We start from the raw sequence: 20,611 nt of genomic DNA, 5'->3' as shown, positions 1-20,611 counted from the left end.
CACCATGAAAGATGTCGCCCGGCTGGCGGGCGTCTCCACCTCCACCGTCTCGCACGTTATTAATAACAACCGCTTTGTGAGTGACGGTGTACGGGAGAAGGTTGAGCAGGCGATACGCCATCTCAATTATGCCCCTTCCGCCCTGGCGCGCAGTCTGAAAATCAATCAGACGCACACGATCGGTATGCTGCTGACGACCAGCAGCAACCCGTTTTATGCTGAAGTGGTGCGGGGCGTGGAGGAGAGCTGCTACCAGCGTGGCTACAGCCTGGTCCTCTGCAACACGGCGGGCGACGAGGAGCGGATGAACCGCAGCCTGGAAACGCTGATGCAGAAGCGCGTGGATGGCCTGCTGATCATGTGCACCGAAAGTCATCTGCCGTCGGCCGACATCCTGAACCGCTATCCCGCCATTCCGGCCGTCATGATGGACTGGGCACCCTTTGAAGGGCGGGGTGACATCATTCAGGATAACGCGCTGCTGGGTGGCGAGCTGGCGACGCAGCACCTTATCGACAGCGGTTATACCCGCATCGCCTGTATCGCCGGGCCGCAGGATAAAACCCCGGCGCGTATGCGGCTGGAGGGCTATCGCAACGCCATGACAAAGAGTGGCCTGGAGATTTTGCCTGGCTATGTGGTAAGTGGCGACTTTGAATTTCAGGGCGGCTACAACGGCATGGTTGAACTGCTGTCGCTGGAAACGCCACCGCAGGCGGTGTTTACCAGCAACGACGCGATGGCGGTTGGTGTCTATCATGCACTTTATCAGGCTGACATACAGGTTCCGCAGCAGATGGCGGTGATGGGATATGATGATATCGAACTGGCGCGCTATCTCACTCCGCCCCTCAGCACCATTCATCAGCCCAAAGATGCGCTGGGTGAACTGGCGATTGATACCCTGCTTTACCGGCTCAGCCATCCCGACGCCAGCCAGCAGACGCTGGTGCTGACGCCGGAACTGGTCATGCGAGGCTCCGTCTAACGCTTTTTCTTCTTATCGCGATCGCTAATCAGATTTCGTCCATCTCCGTTTTTCAGCAGCATAAAGGTCAGCGCCGACAGCACCGTCACTACCCCCATCGTCAGGAACGTGGCGTGAAACTGGGAAATGGTGCTCGTTTCAAACTCCTGATAGAAGCGGAGCACGGCTGCACTGACCGCCACACCAAAACTGATGGCCAGCTGCTGCGTCACGGCCAGCACGCTGTTACCGCCACTGGCGTTATCGTCATCCAGATCGGCCAGCGTAATGGTATTCATGGCGGTGAACTGCGTTGACATGGCCATGCCGAGAATAAACAGCGGAAGTAGCAGCACGATGATGCTTTCTGCCGGAGACTGCAGAGAGAAGCTGGCGATCAGAATACCAATAATCGTTGTGATGCCGACCAGCAGGCGACGATAGCCCAGCCAGCGCAGCAGCTGGGTCACCGTCGATTTCGCCAGTATTGAACCGATGGCGACAGGCGCCATCATGCAGCCGGCAATAATCGCAGAGTAGCCAAAACCCACCTGTAACATGAGCGGCATTAAAAATGGCACGCAGCCGGTTCCGAGACGGGATGCTATGTTGCCGCCGATGCCGACGGAGAAGGTGCGGGTTTTAAACATCGGCAGATTAATCAGCGGCGAAGGGTGACGCCGGGCATGCACGATATAAAGAAGCAACAGCACAATGCCGCTGAATAATATTCCGCCCGCCAGCCAGGCAGAAACCACGCGTTCGCCAAACAGCTCAATCCCGATCGAGATCATCACCAGTCCGGCTCCGAACAGCAGAAAGCCGAAAAAGTCGAAGCGGCGTTTAGGGGTAGTGAAGTCCGGCATATATTTACGGGCGTAGACAATGCCCATGATGCCTATCGGAATATTAATCAGGAAGATCCAGTGCCACGTCGCATAGGTTACCAGCACGCCGCCCAGCAGCGGACCCAGGATCGGACCGACTAATCCGGGCATGGTCACAAAGTTGAGCACCGGCAGCAGTTCACTGCGCGGGTAGGCGCGCAGCAGCGCGAGTCGTGCGACCGGCATCATCATGGCGCCCCCTATGCCCTGCACGACGCGTGATATGACCAGCACCTGGAGCGTTGGCGACAGCGCGCAGGCCAGTGATCCGAAGGTAAAAAGGGAAACCGCAATGATAAACACCCGGCGGGTGCCGAAGCGATCGGCCAGCCAGCCGCTGACCGGGATCAGCATCGCAACGGTCAGGGTGTAGCTGATAACAGCAGATTGCATAGCGAGGGGAGAACGGTCGAGGCTGGTGGCGATAGCGGGCAGGGCAGTATTCAGTATGGTGGCATCAAGCGACTGCATAAAAAAGGCCATCGCCGCTATCCATGGCAAACCAGCCATGCTGCGCGCAGATCTGATCATTGAGTATCCTTCCTGGGGTTTCCTGCGAGAAGAAGCAAAATAATAGCACCAGCCTTCAGCCACATCAGGTCTCTTTACAACGTTTCATGGCGATATTTGTGCGCTATTCGGCCATTAAATGTCGCTTTTTAAGCCGTTCGTTTAAAAAAGAGGCGCTCAGTAAATTAATTTAAAGAAACGCTTGTCAGCCCGGCGAAACTCCCTATAATGCGCCTCCATCAACACGGCACACCGGCAACGGGAAGCGCGTTGAAGGCACAGGAAACTGCGCCGCCGGAGAAAACTTCTGAAAAAAAGAGGTTGACTCTGAAGGAGGAAAGCGTAATATACGCCACCTCGCGACAGGACGCTAACGCACTGTTCGCACTGCTCTTTAACAATTTATCAGACAATCTGTGTGGGCACTCGCAGGATTGATATCAGCGTCTCCGGACGCAAAAAAATATCAAAGCCTCACGAGTGAACACATAATGAAATTCATTATGACGTTTTACAGATGAGCACCGCTGGACTGGTTCCAGCAAATCAAACTTTAAATTGAAGAGTTTGATCATGGCTCAGATTGAACGCTGGCGGCAGGCCTAACACATGCAAGTCGGACGGTAGCACAGAGAGCTTGCTCTCGGGTGACGAGTGGCGGACGGGTGAGTAATGTCTGGGGATCTGCCCGATAGAGGGGGATAACCACTGGAAACGGTGGCTAATACCGCATAACGTCGCAAGACCAAAGAGGGGGACCTTCGGGCCTCTCACTATCGGATGAACCCAGATGGGATTAGCTAGTAGGCGGGGTAATGGCCCACCTAGGCGACGATCCCTAGCTGGTCTGAGAGGATGACCAGCCACACTGGAACTGAGACACGGTCCAGACTCCTACGGGAGGCAGCAGTGGGGAATATTGCACAATGGGCGCAAGCCTGATGCAGCCATGCCGCGTGTATGAAGAAGGCCTTCGGGTTGTAAAGTACTTTCAGCGGGGAGGAAGGCGGTGCGGTTAATAACCGCGCCGATTGACGTTACCCGCAGAAGAAGCACCGGCTAACTCCGTGCCAGCAGCCGCGGTAATACGGAGGGTGCAAGCGTTAATCGGAATTACTGGGCGTAAAGCGCACGCAGGCGGTCTGTTAAGTCAGATGTGAAATCCCCGGGCTTAACCTGGGAACTGCATTTGAAACTGGCAGGCTTGAGTCTCGTAGAGGGGGGTAGAATTCCAGGTGTAGCGGTGAAATGCGTAGAGATCTGGAGGAATACCGGTGGCGAAGGCGGCCCCCTGGACGAAGACTGACGCTCAGGTGCGAAAGCGTGGGGAGCAAACAGGATTAGATACCCTGGTAGTCCACGCCGTAAACGATGTCGACTTGGAGGTTGTTCCCTTGAGGAGTGGCTTCCGGAGCTAACGCGTTAAGTCGACCGCCTGGGGAGTACGGCCGCAAGGTTAAAACTCAAATGAATTGACGGGGGCCCGCACAAGCGGTGGAGCATGTGGTTTAATTCGATGCAACGCGAAGAACCTTACCTACTCTTGACATCCAGCGAACTTTCCAGAGATGGATTGGTGCCTTCGGGAACGCTGAGACAGGTGCTGCATGGCTGTCGTCAGCTCGTGTTGTGAAATGTTGGGTTAAGTCCCGCAACGAGCGCAACCCTTATCCTTTGTTGCCAGCGATTCGGTCGGGAACTCAAAGGAGACTGCCGGTGATAAACCGGAGGAAGGTGGGGATGACGTCAAGTCATCATGGCCCTTACGAGTAGGGCTACACACGTGCTACAATGGCGCATACAAAGAGAAGCGACCTCGCGAGAGCAAGCGGACCTCACAAAGTGCGTCGTAGTCCGGATCGGAGTCTGCAACTCGACTCCGTGAAGTCGGAATCGCTAGTAATCGTGGATCAGAATGCCACGGTGAATACGTTCCCGGGCCTTGTACACACCGCCCGTCACACCATGGGAGTGGGTTGCAAAAGAAGTAGGTAGCTTAACCTTCGGGAGGGCGCTTACCACTTTGTGATTCATGACTGGGGTGAAGTCGTAACAAGGTAACCGTAGGGGAACCTGCGGTTGGATCACCTCCTTACCTTAAGATACCTCTCCGCGCAGTGCTCACACAGATTGTCTGATAAAAAGTAATGAGCAGGACGGCTGCGAAGTCGTGACACTATCGTGTCCCCTTCGTCTAGCGGTTAGGACTCCGCCCTTTCACGGCGGCAACAGGGGTTCGAATCCCCTAGGGGACGCCACCTGCTTGGTGACAGGTGAAAGGTGTCTCCACAGTATCTCAAAACCGGTTCGGCTGCGTAAGCGGCGGAGGCGCGTTTGAGATATTTGCTCTTTAACAATCCGGAACAAGCTGAAAATTGAAACGACGTAGCGCGTCATCCCTCCGTAATAAGGGGTGACAAGGCGATACGGTCGGGTCTCTCAAATGCTTGCAGTCTGCAGCGTTGAAAAACGCCTGTGGGTTGTGAGGTTAAGCGACCAAGCGTACACGGTGGATGCCCTGGCAGTCAGAGGCGATGAAGGACGTGCTAATCTGCGTAAAGCGACGGTAAGGTGATATGAACCGCTACAGCCGTCGATGTCCGAATGGGGAAACCCGGTGCACTCAGTGCATCATTGCAGCATGAATACATAGTGCTGCAAGGCGAACCGGGGGAACTGAAACATCTAAGTACCCCGAGGAAAAGAAATCAACCGAGATTCCCCCAGTAGCGGCGAGCGAACGGGGAGCAGCCCAGAGCCTGAATCAGCTTGTGTGTTAGTGGAAGCGTCTGGAAAGTCGCAGGGTACAGGGTGATACTCCCGTACACAAAAACACACAGGCTGTGAGCTCGATGAGTAAGGCGGGACACGTGGTATCCTGTCTGAATATGGGGGGACCATCCTCCAAGGCTAAATACTCCTGACTGACCGATAGTGAACCAGTACCGTGAGGGAAAGGCGAAAAGAACCCCGGCGAGGGGAGTGAAACAGAACCTGAAACCGTGTACGTACAAGCAGTGGGAGCCTCTTTATGGGGTGACTGCGTACCTTTTGTATAATGGGTCAGCGACTTATATTCTGTAGCAAGGTTAACCGTATAGGGGAGCCGCAGGGAAACCGAGTCTTAACTGGGCGTTAAGTTGCAGGGTATAGACCCGAAACCCGGTGATCTAGCCATGGGCAGGTTGAAGGTTGGGTAACACTAACTGGAGGACCGAACCGACTAATGTTGAAAAATTAGCGGATGACCTGTGGCTGGGGGTGAAAGGCCAATCAAACCGGGAGATAGCTGGTTCTCCCCGAAAGCTATTTAGGTAGCGCCTCGTGAACTCATCTCCGGGGGTAGAGCACTGTTTCGGCTAGGGGGCCATCCCGGCTTACCAACCCGATGCAAACTGCGAATACCGGAGAATGTTATCACGGGAGACACACGGCGGGTGCTAACGTCCGTCGTGAAGAGGGAAACAACCCAGACCGCCAGCTAAGGTCCCAAAGTCATGGTTAAGTGGGAAACGATGTGGGAAGGCACAGACAGCCAGGATGTTGGCTTAGAAGCAGCCATCATTTAAAGAAAGCGTAATAGCTCACTGGTCGAGTCGGCCTGCGCGGAAGATGTAACGGGGCTAAACCATGCACCGAAGCTGCGGCAGCGGCGCGTATGCGCTGTTGGGTAGGGGAGCGTTCTGTAAGCCGTCGAAGGTGTGCTGTGAGGTATGCTGGAGGTATCAGAAGTGCGAATGCTGACATAAGTAACGATAAAGCGGGTGAAAAGCCCGCTCGCCGGAAGACCAAGGGTTCCTGTTCAACGTTAATCGGAGCAGGGTGAGTCGACCCCTAAGGCGAGGCCGAAAGGCGTAGTCGATGGGAAACAGGTTAATATTCCTGTACTCGGTGTTACTGCGAAGGGGGGACGGAGAAGGCTATATCAGCCGGGCGACGGTTGTCCCGGTTTAAGCGTGTAGGTGTGTGTTCCAGGCAAATCCGGTTCACTTTACACTGAGGCGTGACGACGAGGCACTACGGTGCTGAAGTGATAAATGCCCTGCTTCCAGGAAAAGCCTCTAAGCATCAGGTAACACAGAATCGTACCCCAAACCGACACAGGTGGTCAGGTAGAGAATACCAAGGCGCTTGAGAGAACTCGGGTGAAGGAACTAGGCAAAATGGTGCCGTAACTTCGGGAGAAGGCACGCTGGCGCGTAGGTGAAGGGACTTGCTCCCGGAGCTGAAGCCAGTCGAAGATACCAGCTGGCTGCAACTGTTTATTAAAAACACAGCACTGTGCAAACACGAAAGTGGACGTATACGGTGTGACGCCTGCCCGGTGCCGGAAGGTTAATTGATGGGGTTATCCGTAAGGAGAAGCTCTTGATCGAAGCCCCGGTAAACGGCGGCCGTAACTATAACGGTCCTAAGGTAGCGAAATTCCTTGTCGGGTAAGTTCCGACCTGCACGAATGGCGTAATGATGGCCAGGCTGTCTCCACCCGAGACTCAGTGAAATTGAACTCGCTGTGAAGATGCAGTGTACCCGCGGCAAGACGGAAAGACCCCGTGAACCTTTACTACAGCTTGACACTGAACATTGAGCCTTGATGTGTAGGATAGGTGGGAGGCTTTGAAGCGCGGACGCCAGTCTGCGTGGAGCCATCCTTGAAATACCACCCTTTAATGTTTGATGTTCTAACGTGGCCCCGTGATCCGGGGTGCGGACAGTGTCTGGTGGGTAGTTTGACTGGGGCGGTCTCCTCCTAAAGAGTAACGGAGGAGCACGAAGGTCAGCTAATCACGGTCGGACATCGTGAGGTTAGTGCAATGGCATAAGCTGGCTTGACTGCGAGAGTGACGGCTCGAGCAGGTGCGAAAGCAGGTCATAGTGATCCGGTGGTTCTGAATGGAAGGGCCATCGCTCAACGGATAAAAGGTACTCCGGGGATAACAGGCTGATACCGCCCAAGAGTTCATATCGACGGCGGTGTTTGGCACCTCGATGTCGGCTCATCACATCCTGGGGCTGAAGTAGGTCCCAAGGGTACGGCTGTTCGCCGTTTAAAGTGGTACGCGAGCTGGGTTTAGAACGTCGTGAGACAGTTCGGTCCCTATCTGCCGTGGGCGCTGGAGAATTGAGGGGGGTTGCTCCTAGTACGAGAGGACCGGAGTGAACGCACCACTGGTGTTCGGGTTGTCATGCCAATGGCACTGCCCGGTAGCTAAGTGCGGAAAAGATAAGTGCTGAAAGCATCTAAGCACGAAACTTGCCCCGAGATGAGTTCTCCCTGACCCCTTGAGGGTCCTGAAGGGACGTTGAAGACGACGACGTTGATAGGCCGGGTGTGTAAGCGCAGCGATGCGTTGAGCTAACCGGTACTAATGACCCGTGAGGCTTAACCTTACAACGCCAGAGGCGTTTTTTGAGAGACGATTTTCAGCCTGAACCGGATAATCTGCGCGGCCCTGTGGCGGCGCGGAAGACAGAATCTGCCTGGCGGCTTTAGCGCGGTGGTCCCACCTGACCCCATGCCGAACTCAGAAGTGAAACGCCGTAGCGCCGATGGTAGTGTGGGGCCTCCCCATGCGAGAGTAGGGAACTGCCAGGCACTGTACAAGTGAAGAAGCCCCGCACGCGAGTGCGGGGCTTTTTTACGTCCGTCGATCGTGAAAAACGTATCAGTCTCGCCTTCTTCAACGTTTTTTCAGCCACTCAGCAATAAAATCTGCCACGTTTTCCGGGCTGTTCAGATCCAGAACGGGTAGCGCCAGATCCAGTTTCTGATCGCTGGCCACCGCGATAACATGCTCATCAAGCAGTTCACCGACGCCTCCTTTAATCCCGGCGCGCCAGAGCACAATTTTAGGCACGGGTTCATCTTTGAAGCCTTCGACCAGCACAATCTCCAGCACAGAGGGATCCATGCGGCTCAGCAGATAAGGCAGATTAACAGAGGGCTCTTCCGGCGTCTCACACATCAATGCCCACCGCTGCGCGCTTGCCACGATGACCTGACGGGCTCCCGCCTTTCTGAGCAGATAGCTATCTTTGCCGGGTGTATCAATATCCATCTGATGATGGGTATGCTTAATCAGCCCGGCGCGAATCCCTTTACTGGCCAGCAGGGGGATCACCTGCTGTAGCAGCGTCGTTTTTCCGGTTCCGCTCCAGCCTGTAATAGCAAGCAGGGGTAATGCCATCTCAGCGTCTCTCCTTCAGATCCTCAGGTGTATTGATATTGCGGAAAGCCGACTCATCATCATCCAGCTGAACAGCATGACCGCCATGGTCGCGCAGGAAGTGCATAAGACGCCGTTCACCCGCCTCCAGATATGCCTGAAGCGGTGCCGCCAGTTTCCGGTGAACCAGGGCCAGCGTCGGGTGGTCGCGCGACGCCGAACGAACCCAGACCGCCGGTGCTGCTCCGCGCTGTCCGGCCAGCTTTTCAACAAAGTTAAGCGGAATGGCTGGCGTATCGCAGGAACAGAACGCTGCCCATTCATCATCAATAGCGCGCAATGCACTATAGATGCCAGCCAGCGGGCCAGGATAATCCCCGACGAGATCCTGAATCACCCGACACCCGCTTAACTGATAGCGATCAATATTACGATTCGCATTAATCATGACAATGTTGACCTGTGGCCTGAACCGTTCAAGAACATGCTCATAAAGCGGCCTGCCATTGAGTTGCACTAATCCCTTGTCCTGACCACCCATACGGCGGCCCTGACCACCGGCCAGAATGATGCCGGTTACTGTCGTCATGCGTCTGCCCTCGCTGATAAGTCGTTGTGAAAGGAGAAAACGAAATGAAATGTCATCGTTTAAATGAACTGCTTGCGCTGCTGCAACCCGCCTGGCAAAAAGAGCCAGACCTCAATCTGGTCACATTTTTGCAGAAACTGGCTCAGGAATCTGGTTTCCGTGGCCCGTTAAGTGAATTAACGGACGATGTATTAATTTACCATCTCAAAATGCGTGACTCCGCCCGCGATGATGCGATTCCGGGCCTGAAAAAAGATTATGAAGTTGATTTCAAAACCGCCCTGCTGCGCGCACGGGGGGTCATTAAACCGGACGAGTAATGTTATCCTTGGCAGCTAAATGCAAGGGCAACTACAGGTAACATCATGAGCGACGCTGCTTTTAACTTCCAGACTCTGAATCCTGACGTGCTTCTGGATGCGCTGTGGGAGACCGGGATCCGCGTCGAATCAGGCCTGACAGCCCTGAACAGTTATGAAAACAGGGTTTACCAGTTCAGCGATGATGAAAAACGCCGCTACGTCGCAAAGTTTTACCGTCCGCAGCGCTGGCGTGCGGAACAGATCGCGGAAGAGCATCAGTTTGCGCATGACCTGCTGGCTGACGAAGTGCCGGTTGCCGCGCCGCTACGATTGCAGGGCGAGTCATTGCACAGTCACGCGGGCTTCTTTTTTGCTGTCTTTCCCAGTCTCGGCGGGCGGCAGTATGAGACAGACAACGAAGATCAGATGGAGTGGGTTGGCCGTTTTCTGGGGCGCATTCATCAGACCGGGCGTAAAGCCCTTTTCAGCCATCGGCCAGCTATAGGGCTGGAAGAATATCTGCATGAACCCCGGCAGGTGCTGGAGCGCGCTCTGCTCGTTCCTGAATCGCTCAAAGCCCCCCTGCTACAGGCTGTCGATAAGCTGGGAAACACGCTGCAGCAACAGTGGCACACTGCGTGGCAGCCGCTACGATTACATGGGGACTGCCATCCGGGTAATATCCTGTGGCGTGACGGGCCGTTATTCGTCGATCTGGATGACGCTCGTAACGGCCCCGCTGTGCAGGATCTCTGGATGCTGGTTAACGGCGACCGGCAGGAACAGCGTATTCAGTGGGATATCCTGCTGGAGGCGTACAGCGAATTCAGTGACTTCGATATTAATGAATTGTCACTGATTGAGCCTTTACGCGCCATGCGCATGGTTTATTATCTGGCCTGGGTTGTCCGACGCTGGGAGGATCCCGCTTTTCCGCGCGCGTTTCCCTGGATGACAGATGAAGATTTCTGGCGCAGGCAGATTTCACTCTTTACCGAGCAGGAGAAGCTGTTGCAGGAACCTCCTCTGCAGCTGACACCGCAATATTAATGACGTAGTCAGGAGATTTTTTCACGATGAAGAAAATTTGGTTTGCACTGATGGGTTTAGTGCTGGCATTCAGCGCGTCTGCTGCCCAGTTCACTGAAGGTAAACAATATGTGAATCTGCAGAAGCCGGTAGCTGGCGAACCTCAGGTGATGGAGTTCTTCTCCTTCTTCTGCCCGCACTGCTATCAGTTTGAACGCATTTATCACGTCAATGACGCGGTGAAAAAGAATCTGCCTGCTGACGTTAAACTGGTGAAATATCATGTTGATTTCCTTGGCGGCGATCTGGGTCCGGTCGTAACTCAGGCCTGGGCTGTCGCGATGGCGCTGGGCGTGGAAGATAAAGTCACGGCACCTATTTTCGATGGCATCCAGAAAACCCAGACCATTACCGATCCTGCCAGCCTGAAAGCGACCTTTGTCCAGGCGGCCGGTATCTCTGCTGCGGATTATGATGCGGCCTGGAACAGCTTTGCGGTTAAAGCCCTGGTAGCGCAGCAGCAGAAAGCCGCTGCGGATGTGGATCTTCGCGGTGTGCCTGCCATGTTCGTCAACGGCAAATACATGGTGAACAACGGCGGTCTGGATACCAGCTCTATGGATAATTTCGTCGCGGACTATGCGAACGTGGTTAAATTCCTTGTAAGCCAGAAGTAATCGGCTTCACCCTTCCATTAAACGTCAGCGCTGCTGGCGTTTTTTTTGGGCTTTTGAACATCCGTCTGCTTTTTGTCCATTTCCAGGGCATAAATTTAATATCCACACAAGGGATCGCGCTATTAAAAATAGCGATCGGGTCACGGAAATAAAATAAACAATTGAAAGTATTGGTTTTTATTTGATGCTGAATTGTACGGATCCCTGAAAAGCAGGCCGTTATAATTTTTACGCACAAAGTTATCCACAGAACGATCGTTGCGATCCGGCTTCCGGAAGCATGAAAAAAACCTGGCGCGGTACGCCTTAGTTCACCATTTCTGCCAGGTTGTGGCATCCTTATAACCCAACTCATCGCAACGAAGACGACACAGACTTATGGCGCAAATTGCAGAAAATCCCCTGATTCTGGTTGATGGCTCATCCTATCTTTATCGCGCGTATCACGCGTTTCCGCCGCTGACCAATAGTGCAGGTGAACCCACTGGCGCCATGTACGGCGTGCTCAACATGCTGAAAAGCCTGCTGGCGCAATATAATCCGAGTCACGTTGCTGTGGTGTTCGATGCCAAAGGCAAAACCTTCCGGGACGAGCTGTTTGAGCATTACAAATCTCACCGTCCCCCGATGCCTGACGATCTGCGTGCGCAGATCGAGCCGCTCCATGAGATGGTGCGGGCGATGGGGCTGCCGCTGCTGGCGGTGAGCGGCGTTGAGGCTGATGATGTAATCGGTACGCTGGCGCTGGAAGCGGAGAAAAAAGGTCTCCCGGTGCTGATCAGTACGGGCGACAAAGATATGGCCCAGCTGGTCACGCCAGGCATTACGCTGATCAACACCATGACAAACACCATTCTCGGGCCGGAAGAGGTAGAGAACAAATATGGTGTTCCCCCTGCGCTGATCATCGATTTCCTCGCCATGATGGGCGACAGCTCGGACAACATTCCCGGTGTACCGGGCGTGGGTGAGAAAACCGCGCAGGCGCTGCTGCAGGGGCTGGGCAGCATGAAGACGATCTATGACAATCTGGATAAGGTTGCCGATCTTTCGTTCCGTGGTGCGAAAACCATGGCGACGAAACTCGAACAGAATCGCGATGTGGCCTTTCTCTCCTACCAGCTGGCGACCATTAAGACCGATGTTGAGCTGGAGCAGCCGTGCGAGGCGCTCACGGTCACTGAACCGGATGTGGAGGCACTGCAGGCTCTGTTCAGCCGTTATGAGTTTAAACGCTGGCTGAGCGATCTGCAGGAGGGCAAATGGCTGCAGGGCAAAAAGAGCAACACCCAGGCGCAGAAAGCCCTGGCCGATGAGCCAGCCCCTGCGGTCGAAACCCGCAGCGTTCTCTCATCAGAAGGATATGTCACTATCCTGGACCAGGCGCTGTTTGAAACCTGGCTGGAGAAGCTGAAAAACAGCGACGTCTTTGCCTTTGACCTGGAAACCGATGCGCTGGACACCCTGAGCGCCAGCATCGTTGGCATCAGTTTCGCCATTGCCCCCGGGGAAGCCGCCTATCTGCCGGTTGCCCATGACTATCTCGATGCGCCTGATCAACTGGATCGCGCGGCCGTGCTGGCGCAGCTTAAACCTCTGCTGGAAGATGACAGCGTCTGGAAAGTGGGTCAGAACCTGAAGTATGACCGTGGCGTGCTGAAGAACTACGACATCGAACTGGCGGGCATCAGATTCGACACCATGCTTGAGTCCTACATTCTGAACAGCGTGGTGGGCAAGCATGATATGGACAGCCTGGCCGCACGCTGGCTTCACCACAAGACGATCACCTTCCAGGAGATCGCCGGCAAAGGCAAAAATCAGCTGACCTTCAACCAGATTGCACTGGAACAGGCTTCGCACTATGCGGCTGAAGATGCCGATGTCACCCTGCAGCTGCATCTGAAGATGTGGCCAGAGCTGGAGAAAGAAGCGGGGCCGAAGAACGTTTTCGAGCAGATCGAGATGCCGCTGCTGACCGTGATCTCCCGGATAGAGCGTAATGGCGTATTGATCGATCAGGGCATACTGGCGCAACACTCGAAAGAGCTGACGGCACGCCTGGCAGAACTGGAGTTAAAAGCGCATGAGCTGGCGGGCGAACCCTTCAATCTCTCCTCCACCAAACAGCTCCAGGTGATCCTGTTTGAAAAACAGGGCATCAAACCGACTAAGAAAACCCCGGGTGGTGCGCCTTCCACCAGTGAAGAGGTGCTGGCTGAGCTGGCACTCGATTATCCGCTGCCAAAAGTGATCCTGGAGCATCGCGGTTTATCCAAGCTGAAATCGACCTATACGGATAAGTTGCCGCAGATGATCAATCCGATAAGCGGGCGCGTGCACACCTCGTATCATCAGGCCGTGACCGCGACCGGGCGTCTCTCTTCAGCCGATCCAAACCTGCAGAACATTCCGGTTCGCAATGATGAAGGGCGGCGGATTCGTCAGGCCTTTGTGGCGGCGAAAGGTTATCGCATCGTGGCTGCGGACTATTCGCAGATCGAACTGCGTATTATGGCGCACCTTTCCCAGGACAAAGGGTTACTGGACGCGTTTGCTCAGGGCGAAGATATTCACCGCGCCACAGCATCGGAAGTGTTCGGGGTGCCGCTGGAGAAGGTCAGCGGTGAACAGCGTCGCAGTGCCAAGGCGATCAACTTTGGTCTGATCTATGGGATGAGCGCCTTTGGCCTGTCACGTCAGCTGAATATCGGGGCGGGCGAAGCGAAGAAGTATATGGATCTCTACTTCGAACGTTATCCTGGCGTACTGCGCTATATGGAGAACACCCGTCAGCTGGCGGCGAGTAAAGGCTATGTCGAAACACTGGAAGGCCGCCGGCTCTGGCTGCCCGATATTAAATCGGGCAACGCCATTCGCCGTAAAGCCGCCGAACGTGCCGCGATCAATGCGCCGATGCAGGGAACGGCAGCAGATATCATCAAACGGGCAATGATTGCTGTTGATGCGTGGCTTGAGCAGCAAAACGATGACACCGTCAGAATGATCATGCAGGTTCATGATGAACTGGTCTTCGAGGTCAAAGCGGAAGCGGTTGAAGAGGCCAGCCAGAAAATCCAGGCGCTGATGGAAGGCAGCGTGCGGCTCGACGTGCCGCTGCTGGTGGAAGTCGGCGTGGGCGATAACTGGGACGAAGCCCACTGATTGCCTGCTGCGGGTCGGTTCAGATGAGAGGGATCGACCCGGACTCAGGTATAAGAAAATCGTTGGGTTAACCGGTTTAGCTGAGCGAAGGCTGGTATGACACACGAGTGGTTTTCTAACTGCCTATCGGCTAAACATTTTTCTCGTCATTTAACTACATCGCAACGCTAATTCTGTGACGAGCATGGTAAAAAAAGTCCTTTTTGATGTAAGTAAGCAACAAAAAAGCCTTTGTCACGCACAGAAAATCAGGTAAAGTTCGTCGCGTAGGGTACAGAGGTAAGATGTTCTATCTTTCAGACCTTTTACTTCACGTAATCGGATTTGGCTGAATTTAGCCGCCCCAGTCATTCTGTGACTGGGGCGTTTTTTATTGGGCTTTTCACCGCGTCGCTTCAGCAGCGCGGGGCAGTGCCTTACTCTTCGGCGTCCTGATCCTCATAAGCCGGTTCAAGCGTGTTAAACCAGCTGTCCAGCTTCTGACGCACTTTATCCACGCCAATTTTCTTCAGCGATGAGAAGAGCTCGACCTGTACATCTCCGGCAAAGCCGAGCGCCGCTTCACGCACAACATTCAGCTGGGCTTTACGGGCACCCGAGGCGAGTTTATCGGCTTTGGTGAGCAGCACCAGTACCGGTATGCCGCTTTCCACTGACCACTGAATCATCTGGCGGTCGAGATCCTTGAGTGGGTGGCGGATATCCATCAGCACGACCAGTCCTTTCAGTGCCTGACGTTTTTGCAGGTATTCCCCTAGCGCACGTTGCCACTTCAGCTTCATCTCTTCCGGGACTTCGGCATAGCCGTAGCCAGGCAGGTCGACCAGACGCTTGCCCTCTTTGACTTCAAACAGGTTAATCAGCTGCGTACGTCCCGGCGTTTTACTGGTACGCGCCAGACCTTTCTGATTGGTTAACGTATTCAGCGCACTCGATTTTCCCGCGTTTGAGCGGCCAGCGAAAGCCACTTCAATTCCGGTATCGGCAGGCAGATGACGGATATCCGGCGCGCTCATGACAAAGTGGGTAACGTGATAATTCAGTTCAGACAAGGTGACACTCCAAAAAACGCATTAAGGCAATGCCGGCGATTATACGCGTTATGGCGCGAAAGTGCTCAATCACATCTCTTTAACAAACTGTGTAAGATATTTGCCATAGCTGCTGCGGGTTATTTCGCTTTTTACTTTAATTACTTAAAATAAAAAAATATAAAATTCAATTGATTACATATTTTCGTTTCTTTTTTGAACGAACTATTTTCGATGGCGACTTGAGGGTTTTACCAGTTGGTCTACATTAGTGTGCAGTGCACGGCAGCACCCATCAGGAAGATGCCTCAGGGATGTCAGGATGGCAATGAGCGAGGGAATGGAAGCGGTCAGAGGAGAGGACCGGACAGGGATAAGGAATAGCTCAGGAGTTGAGCAGGCGCGGGATTGACCGGGATGTTACGAGCCAAAAAGGATTTAAAACATGATTCCTTCTTATGAAGGTATGAAATAAGGCGACAGCTTGAGCTGTCGCCTTTTTTCTTTGTCTGGTTTCTGCTAGATTTCGCCGCAATTCTATACTGAATAAAAAAGCCGGGACCGAACACTATGAAGCAACCTGCACGAGCTGCGCACGGCAAACCTGCCGGCAAAGCCAAACGCAAATCGCGTGACGAAATCAACAACGAAGCGCGCGATCGCAAACGTGATAAAAAGCATCGCGGGCACGCATCTGGCAGCCGTGCGAATCCGGCAGCGCCTGCCAATAGCAGCGGGCGTCAGTCGGACAGCGCGAAAGACCCACGCATCGGGAGTAAAAAACCGGTCGCCCTGATTGCAGACGGAAAGACCACGGCCACTAAGCCAAAGAGAAGCGTCGAAAAGCCCGCCGCGAAAAAAGTACGTCTGACGCCTGAGGAAGAGCTGGCGAAGCTGGAAAATGATGAGCGTCTGGATGCGCTGCTGGATCGACTGGAAAATGGCGAAACGCTGTCAGCTGAAGATCAGGGCTGGCTGGATGCCTCGCTGGATCGCATCGATGAACTGATGGAGCAGCTGGGCATCGTGATGGATGATGACGAAGATGACAAGGCAGAAGAAGATATGTATCGCCTGCTGAAGGGCAATTAAGCCAATTTGATCGGCATGTGGTTCCCGCATGCCGCACATTTCAGGTAAACGACAATGTTTTGGCCTGGATCAATTTTCGCGCTGCTGGCGACATGTTATCTGCTGTGGTTATTGTTTAAACTACGACGCCTGTCGCGTCTGAAGCAACGTTTACGTCGGGTCTCATCCCGCTCACCTTTCATCCCTTCTTCTTCGCGACCTTCTCTCAGACGACGTCACCGGAAGGAGTGAGCATGCCATCGCTGCAGACTGACTGGGATCGGGCGCTAATTGAAAAGTACAATTACGCCGGTCCGCGCTACACCTCTTATCCCACCGCGCTGGAGTTCAGCGAACAGTTCGCGGAAGCCGATTTCCGGCGCGCCGTGGCACGCTATCCGGATCGCCCGCTGTCACTCTACGTCCATATTCCTTTCTGCCATCGTCTCTGCTACTTCTGTGGCTGCAACAAGCTTGTGACGCGTCAGCGCCATAAGGCTGACCGCTATCTGGATGTGCTTGAGCAGGAGATTATTCAGCGCGCGCCGCTGTTTCGTCAGCGTCAGGTTACGCAGCTTCACTGGGGCGGGGGGACGCCTACCTTTCTCGACAAAGCCCAGGTTTCGCGGCTGATGGCGCTGCTGAAACAGCACTTCACGCTGACCGACGAGGCTGAGATGTCGATCGAGGTCGATCCGCGGGAAATTGAGCTGGATATGATCGATCACCTGCGATCGCTGGGATTCAATCGTCTGAGCATGGGCGTGCAGGATTTCAATAAAGCGGTGCAGGAGCGCGTCAATCGGGTGCAGGACGAGGCGGTGATTTTCGGCCTGGTGGCGCGGGCCCGCGAACAGGGCTTCAGCTCCACCAGCATCGACCTGATCTATGGTCTGCCCCTGCAGACGCCCGCCAGCTTCGCCTGGACGCTGGAGCGGGTGCTGGCGCTGAGCCCGGATCGCCTGAGTGTGTTTAACTATGCGCATTTGCCTGCGATGTTCGCGGCGCAGCGCAAAATCAAAGAGGATGAACTGCCCTCCGCGCAGCAGAAGCTGGATATTCTGCAGCAGACCATCGCGACCCTGACGCAGCAGGGTTACCAGTTTATCGGCATGGACCACTTTGCGAAGCCGCAGGATGAACTGGCTATTGCGCAGCGCAGCGGGCAGCTGCACCGTAATTTTCAGGGCTACACCACCCAGGGCGACAGCGATTTGCTGGGGCTGGGCGTCTCCGCCATCAGTATGATTGGCGACAGTTATGCCCAGAATCAGAAAGAGCTCAATACCTGGTATGATTGTGTGGAACGGCAGGGAAATGGCCTGTGGCGCGGTCTCACCTTAAGCGAGGATGATTGCCTGCGGCGTGATGTGATTAAAACGCTGATTTGTCACTTCTCGCTGGATTTTGCTGCCACAGAAGCGCAGTGGGGGATCGACTTCAGGGATTACTTTGCTGAGGATCTGGCGCTGCTGGAACCGCTGATTGCTGACGGGCTGGTGGAATGTACCGCAACAGGGCTGAAGGTGACGGGAATTGGCCGGTTACTGATTCGTAATATCTGCATGTGCTTTGATCGCTATCTGCGTCAGAAAGCGCGTCAGCAGCAGTTCTCCCGCGTGATCTGAAAAAACGGGCCGGCAATCCTGCCAGCCCGTCCTGAACCGCTTACTCCATGCCAAGCTCTTTCAGCTTGCGCGTCAGTGTGTTGCGTCCCCAGCCCAGTAAACGGGCTGCTTCCTGCTTGTGGCCCTGCGTATGGCGCAGGGCGGTGGTCAGCAGCGTACGCTCCATCTCCGGCTGCGCTTCCGACAGCAGATTCTGATGACCGGAACGCAGGGCGCGGTCGGCCCACTGCGCCAGCAGCGTGGCCCAGCTGTCTGGCAGTGACTGCACCGGATTCTCCGGCGTGCTCGATTCGAACAGCTCCCCGGGCAGATCCTGAATCAGCACTTCCTGACCGGCTGCCATTACCGTCAGCCAGCGACAGGTGTTCTCCAGCTGGCGCACGTTACCCGACCAGTGCAGCCGGGTTAAGGCCGTTTCCGTTTCCGGGTGCAGAATCTTCGCTTCCACACCCAGCTCACGGGCGGCGACCTGCAGGAAATAGCGCGCCAGACGCGGAATATCCTCACGACGCTCACGCAGAGGAGGCAGATGCACGCGGATCACGTTAAGGCGGTGGAACAGGTCTTCGCGGAACTTGCCTTCCTGCACGCGCAGTTCCAGGTTCTGGTGCGTCGCGGCGATAATACGCACATCCACTTTAACCGGCGCATAGCCCCCGACACGATAGAACTGGCCATCGGCCAGCACGCGCAGCAGGCGGGTCTGCACATCCAGCGGCATATCACCGATTTCATCCAGGAACAGCGTGCCGCCATCAGCCTGTTCAAAACGGCCCTGACGGATCTGATTCGCGCCGGTAAAGGCACCTTTCTCGTGACCAAACAGCTCAGATTCGATCAAATCTTTGGGGATCGCGGCCATATTCAGCGCGATAAACGGCGCTTTGGCGCGCGGGCTATGGCGATGCAGCGCATGCGCCACCAGCTCTTTACCGGTTCCCGACTCACCATTAATCAGAACGCTGATCGACGAGCGCGACAGCCGTCCGATAATGCGGAAGACATCCTGCATCGCCGGGGCCTCACCGATGATATCGGTCGTCGGTCCGCTGACCGGCTGATTACGCGGCTGCTGCTGCTCCTGATAGTGGCTGATCGCACGCTCTACCAGCGCCACGGCTTCATCAATATCAAAAGGTTTAGGCAGATAATCAAACGCCCCCTGCTGATAGGCGCTGACGGCGGCATCGAGATCCGAATGCGCCGTCATAATGATGACCGGAAGCATCGGATGACGCTGTTTAATCTGTTTCAGCAGCGCCAGGCCATCCATGCCCGGCATGCGGATATCTGACAGTAAAACGTCCGGGGTTTTGGTTGAGAGGGCATCCAGCACCTCGCCTGCGCTGTCAAAGGTCGCACAGCTTAAACCGGCTCCAGTGAGCGCGCGTTCAAGCACCCAGCGGATGGAGCTATCGTCATCGACGATCCAGACTATCCCTCGTTGCATAGAAACCTCACTGGCGAATAGGCAGGTAAACCGAAAACTCGGTATGTCCTGGCCAACTGTTAAATTCTATTTTTCCTGAATGCTGATCAATCAGGCTACGGGCAATAGAGAGGCCTAAACCGGTTCCGCCTTCACGTCCGCTGACCATCGGATAGAACAGCGTATCCTGCAGCTGGGCCGGAATGCCGGGGCCATCATCTTCAATATCAATACGTGCCACCAGGCGATAACGGGTGCCGTGCAGCGTCAGCTGGAAAGCCGTACGGGTGCGGATAATAATCGTGCCGCCCTCATCACCCAGCGCCTGCAGGGCGTTGCGGACCACGTTAAGCAGCACCTGCTCGATCTGGTCGGGGTCGTGCGGCAGTTCGGGCAGGCTGGGATCATAATCCCGCACCAGCGAGACATTCTCCGGCAGCTCCATCGACACCAGATTGACCACGCGTTCGGCCACCTGATGAATGCTCTGGGTAATGTGCATACCCGGCTGCTGCGGCCCTAACAGACGATCAACCAGATTCCGCAGCCGGTCAGCCTGTTCAATAATCACTTTGGTATATTCGTTCAGCGAGGGATCGGGCAGGGCACGGGATAAGAGCTGTGCCGCGCCGCGCAATCCACCCAGCGGGTTTTTAATCTCATGGGCCAGGCCGCGAACCAGATCGCGGGCGGCCACCTGCTGGGCGTGCTGTAACTGCTCCTGACTGAGACGACGCTGATTATCCATCGGCGCCATTTCCATCAGAATTAAGCCGTCGGGTAACCGCTGGGCGGTCAGCGACATAATGTGCGCCCGCCCATCAACCACCAGCGTCACTTCACTGTCCGTAAAACCCTGGCCAGCCTCAAGACTCTCACGCATCACCTCAATATTCAGCGAGAAGTAGCCGGTCAGTTCCGGTAACGGCGTGCCGAACAGTTTGCGCGAGCTTTGCGCCAGTAGCTGCTGCGCGGCCGGGTTGGCGTAATGAATAACCAGATCGTTATCCACCAGCAGAATACTGTTGATCAACGCGTTGAGAATCTGCCCTGCATCGGGCAGAGAGCCAGTTGCCATACCACGTTCCTCTGCACTAAATAGGTGCATTTTACTCTTTAAGCCTGAAAGGGCGCGAATGAACGGTGAATTCGCGGAGAA

13 protein-coding genes, 1 tRNA gene and 3 rRNA genes are annotated in these 20,611 nt (G+C 54.9%); 11 read left to right on the top strand and 6 right to left on the bottom strand.

Annotation, left to right across the window (positions count from 1 at the left end):
* Positions 1 to 4: 4 nt before the first annotated feature.
* Positions 5 to 988 carry a ribose operon transcriptional repressor RbsR gene (gene rbsR, locus AB1748_RS01895; RefSeq protein ID WP_367396310.1) on the top strand — a complete coding sequence of 328 codons (984 nt, stop codon included), beginning with the start codon at positions 5 to 7 and terminating at the stop codon, positions 986 to 988.
* On the opposite strand, the gene mdtD is transcribed toward rbsR, so the two are convergent.
* Positions 985 to 2,448: a multidrug transporter subunit MdtD gene (gene mdtD / locus AB1748_RS01890; RefSeq protein WP_255562777.1), complete on the bottom strand. Its 1,464-nt coding sequence runs from the start codon at positions 2,446 to 2,448 to the stop codon at positions 985 to 987. The two genes, rbsR and mdtD, sit on opposite strands and share 4 nt — an antisense overlap.
* A gap of 471 nt (positions 2,449 to 2,919) precedes the next feature.
* On the opposite strand from mdtD, the gene AB1748_RS01885 reads away from it, so the two are divergent.
* From AB1748_RS01885 to rrf, 4 genes are all read left to right on the top strand, one after another.
* Positions 2,920 to 4,459: ribosomal RNA gene (locus AB1748_RS01885) — 16S ribosomal RNA — on the top strand.
* An 88-nt stretch (positions 4,460 to 4,547) separates the two neighbouring features.
* Positions 4,548 to 4,622, top strand: a tRNA-Glu gene (locus AB1748_RS01880).
* A 228-nt stretch (positions 4,623 to 4,850) separates the two neighbouring features.
* Positions 4,851 to 7,755: ribosomal RNA gene (locus tag AB1748_RS01875) — 23S ribosomal RNA — on the top strand.
* A gap of 89 nt (positions 7,756 to 7,844) precedes the next feature.
* Positions 7,845 to 7,960 (top strand): 5S ribosomal RNA (rrf, locus tag AB1748_RS01870).
* The 16S, 23S and 5S rRNA genes sit together here with 1 tRNA gene alongside, the layout of an rRNA operon.
* 85 nt (positions 7,961 to 8,045) lie before the next feature.
* Here rrf and mobB read toward each other — a convergent pair.
* Both mobB and mobA read right to left on the bottom strand, forming a co-directional pair.
* Positions 8,046 to 8,552, bottom strand: coding sequence for a molybdopterin-guanine dinucleotide biosynthesis protein MobB (mobB, locus tag AB1748_RS01865; protein ID WP_293770610.1), 507 nt, complete (start codon positions 8,550 to 8,552; stop codon positions 8,046 to 8,048).
* Between the two features lies 1 nt (position 8,553).
* Complete coding sequence (gene mobA / locus AB1748_RS01860) at positions 8,554 to 9,120, bottom strand: molybdenum cofactor guanylyltransferase MobA (RefSeq protein WP_293770608.1); 567 nt, start codon at positions 9,118 to 9,120, stop codon at positions 8,554 to 8,556.
* Between the two features lie 44 nt (positions 9,121 to 9,164).
* Here mobA and AB1748_RS01855 point away from each other — a divergent pair, with 44 nt between their 5' ends.
* The 4 genes from AB1748_RS01855 (at position 9,165) to polA (ending at position 14,293) form a co-directional block, all read left to right on the top strand.
* Positions 9,165 to 9,440 (top strand): YihD family protein, encoded by a 276-nt coding sequence (locus AB1748_RS01855; RefSeq protein ID WP_111141983.1) that lies wholly within the window; start codon positions 9,165 to 9,167, stop codon positions 9,438 to 9,440.
* Between the two features lie 45 nt (positions 9,441 to 9,485).
* Positions 9,486 to 10,472: a serine/threonine protein kinase gene (locus AB1748_RS01850; RefSeq protein WP_367395940.1), complete on the top strand. Its 987-nt coding sequence runs from the start codon at positions 9,486 to 9,488 to the stop codon at positions 10,470 to 10,472.
* Between the two features lie 26 nt (positions 10,473 to 10,498).
* The gene (dsbA, locus tag AB1748_RS01845; protein ID WP_293770604.1) at positions 10,499 to 11,128 is read left to right on the top strand and encodes a thiol:disulfide interchange protein DsbA; all 630 of its coding nucleotides are present in this window, start codon (positions 10,499 to 10,501) and stop codon (positions 11,126 to 11,128) included.
* Positions 11,129 to 11,506: 378 nt separating this feature from the next.
* Complete coding sequence (polA, locus tag AB1748_RS01840; RefSeq protein ID WP_293770602.1) at positions 11,507 to 14,293, top strand: DNA polymerase I; 2,787 nt, start codon at positions 11,507 to 11,509, stop codon at positions 14,291 to 14,293.
* Positions 14,294 to 14,709: 416 nt separating this feature from the next.
* Here the strand turns inward: polA and yihA are convergent, their stop codons facing one another.
* Complete coding sequence (gene yihA, locus AB1748_RS01835) at positions 14,710 to 15,345, bottom strand: ribosome biogenesis GTP-binding protein YihA/YsxC (protein WP_111141987.1); 636 nt, start codon at positions 15,343 to 15,345, stop codon at positions 14,710 to 14,712.
* A 549-nt stretch (positions 15,346 to 15,894) separates the two neighbouring features.
* On the opposite strand from yihA, the gene yihI reads away from it, so the two are divergent.
* Both yihI and hemN read left to right on the top strand, forming a co-directional pair.
* On the top strand, positions 15,895 to 16,416 hold the full coding sequence (gene yihI, locus AB1748_RS01830) for a Der GTPase-activating protein YihI (protein ID WP_367395939.1): 522 nt from the start codon (positions 15,895 to 15,897) through the stop codon (positions 16,414 to 16,416).
* A gap of 233 nt (positions 16,417 to 16,649) precedes the next feature.
* A complete protein-coding gene (gene hemN / locus AB1748_RS01825; RefSeq protein WP_293770584.1) occupies positions 16,650 to 18,023 on the top strand; it encodes an oxygen-independent coproporphyrinogen III oxidase in 1,374 nt (457 codons plus the stop codon).
* Between the two features lie 40 nt (positions 18,024 to 18,063).
* Here the strand turns inward: hemN and glnG are convergent, their stop codons facing one another.
* Both glnG and glnL read right to left on the bottom strand, forming a co-directional pair.
* The gene (gene glnG / locus AB1748_RS01820; protein ID WP_128085010.1) at positions 18,064 to 19,473 is read right to left on the bottom strand and encodes a nitrogen regulation protein NR(I); all 1,410 of its coding nucleotides are present in this window, start codon (positions 19,471 to 19,473) and stop codon (positions 18,064 to 18,066) included.
* Positions 19,474 to 19,480: 7 nt separating this feature from the next.
* The gene (gene glnL / locus AB1748_RS01815; RefSeq protein WP_111142116.1) at positions 19,481 to 20,530 is read right to left on the bottom strand and encodes a nitrogen regulation protein NR(II); all 1,050 of its coding nucleotides are present in this window, start codon (positions 20,528 to 20,530) and stop codon (positions 19,481 to 19,483) included.
* Between the last annotated feature and the right edge of the window lie 81 nt (positions 20,531 to 20,611).

The organism is Pantoea sp. Ep11b (genome assembly GCF_040783975.1).
GTDB lineage: Bacteria > Pseudomonadota > Gammaproteobacteria > Enterobacterales > Enterobacteriaceae > Pantoea.
The sequence above is the reverse complement of the archived record's forward strand: the minus strand, read 5'-3'. Positions and strand labels throughout refer to the sequence as shown.

What these genes read in the sequence shown, in the direction of transcription:
- rbsR (WP_367396310.1), top strand. Translation starts at nt 5, where the DNA reads ATGAAAGATGTCGCCCGGCTGGCGGGCGTCTCCACCTCCACCGTCTCG.
- mobB (WP_293770610.1), bottom strand. Translation starts at nt 8,552, where the DNA reads ATGGCATTACCCCTGCTTGCTATTACAGGCTGGAGCGGAACCGGAAAA.
- mobA (WP_293770608.1), bottom strand. Translation starts at nt 9,120, where the DNA reads ATGACGACAGTAACCGGCATCATTCTGGCCGGTGGTCAGGGCCGCCGT.
- AB1748_RS01855 (WP_111141983.1), top strand. Translation starts at nt 9,165, where the DNA reads ATGAAATGTCATCGTTTAAATGAACTGCTTGCGCTGCTGCAACCCGCC.
- AB1748_RS01850 (WP_367395940.1), top strand. Translation starts at nt 9,486, where the DNA reads ATGAGCGACGCTGCTTTTAACTTCCAGACTCTGAATCCTGACGTGCTT.
- dsbA (WP_293770604.1), top strand. Translation starts at nt 10,499, where the DNA reads ATGAAGAAAATTTGGTTTGCACTGATGGGTTTAGTGCTGGCATTCAGC.
- polA (WP_293770602.1), top strand. Translation starts at nt 11,507, where the DNA reads ATGGCGCAAATTGCAGAAAATCCCCTGATTCTGGTTGATGGCTCATCC.
- yihI (WP_367395939.1), top strand. Translation starts at nt 15,895, where the DNA reads ATGAAGCAACCTGCACGAGCTGCGCACGGCAAACCTGCCGGCAAAGCC.
- hemN (WP_293770584.1), top strand. Translation starts at nt 16,650, where the DNA reads ATGCCATCGCTGCAGACTGACTGGGATCGGGCGCTAATTGAAAAGTAC.
- glnG (WP_128085010.1), bottom strand. Translation starts at nt 19,473, where the DNA reads ATGCAACGAGGGATAGTCTGGATCGTCGATGACGATAGCTCCATCCGC.
- glnL (WP_111142116.1), bottom strand. Translation starts at nt 20,530, where the DNA reads ATGGCAACTGGCTCTCTGCCCGATGCAGGGCAGATTCTCAACGCGTTG.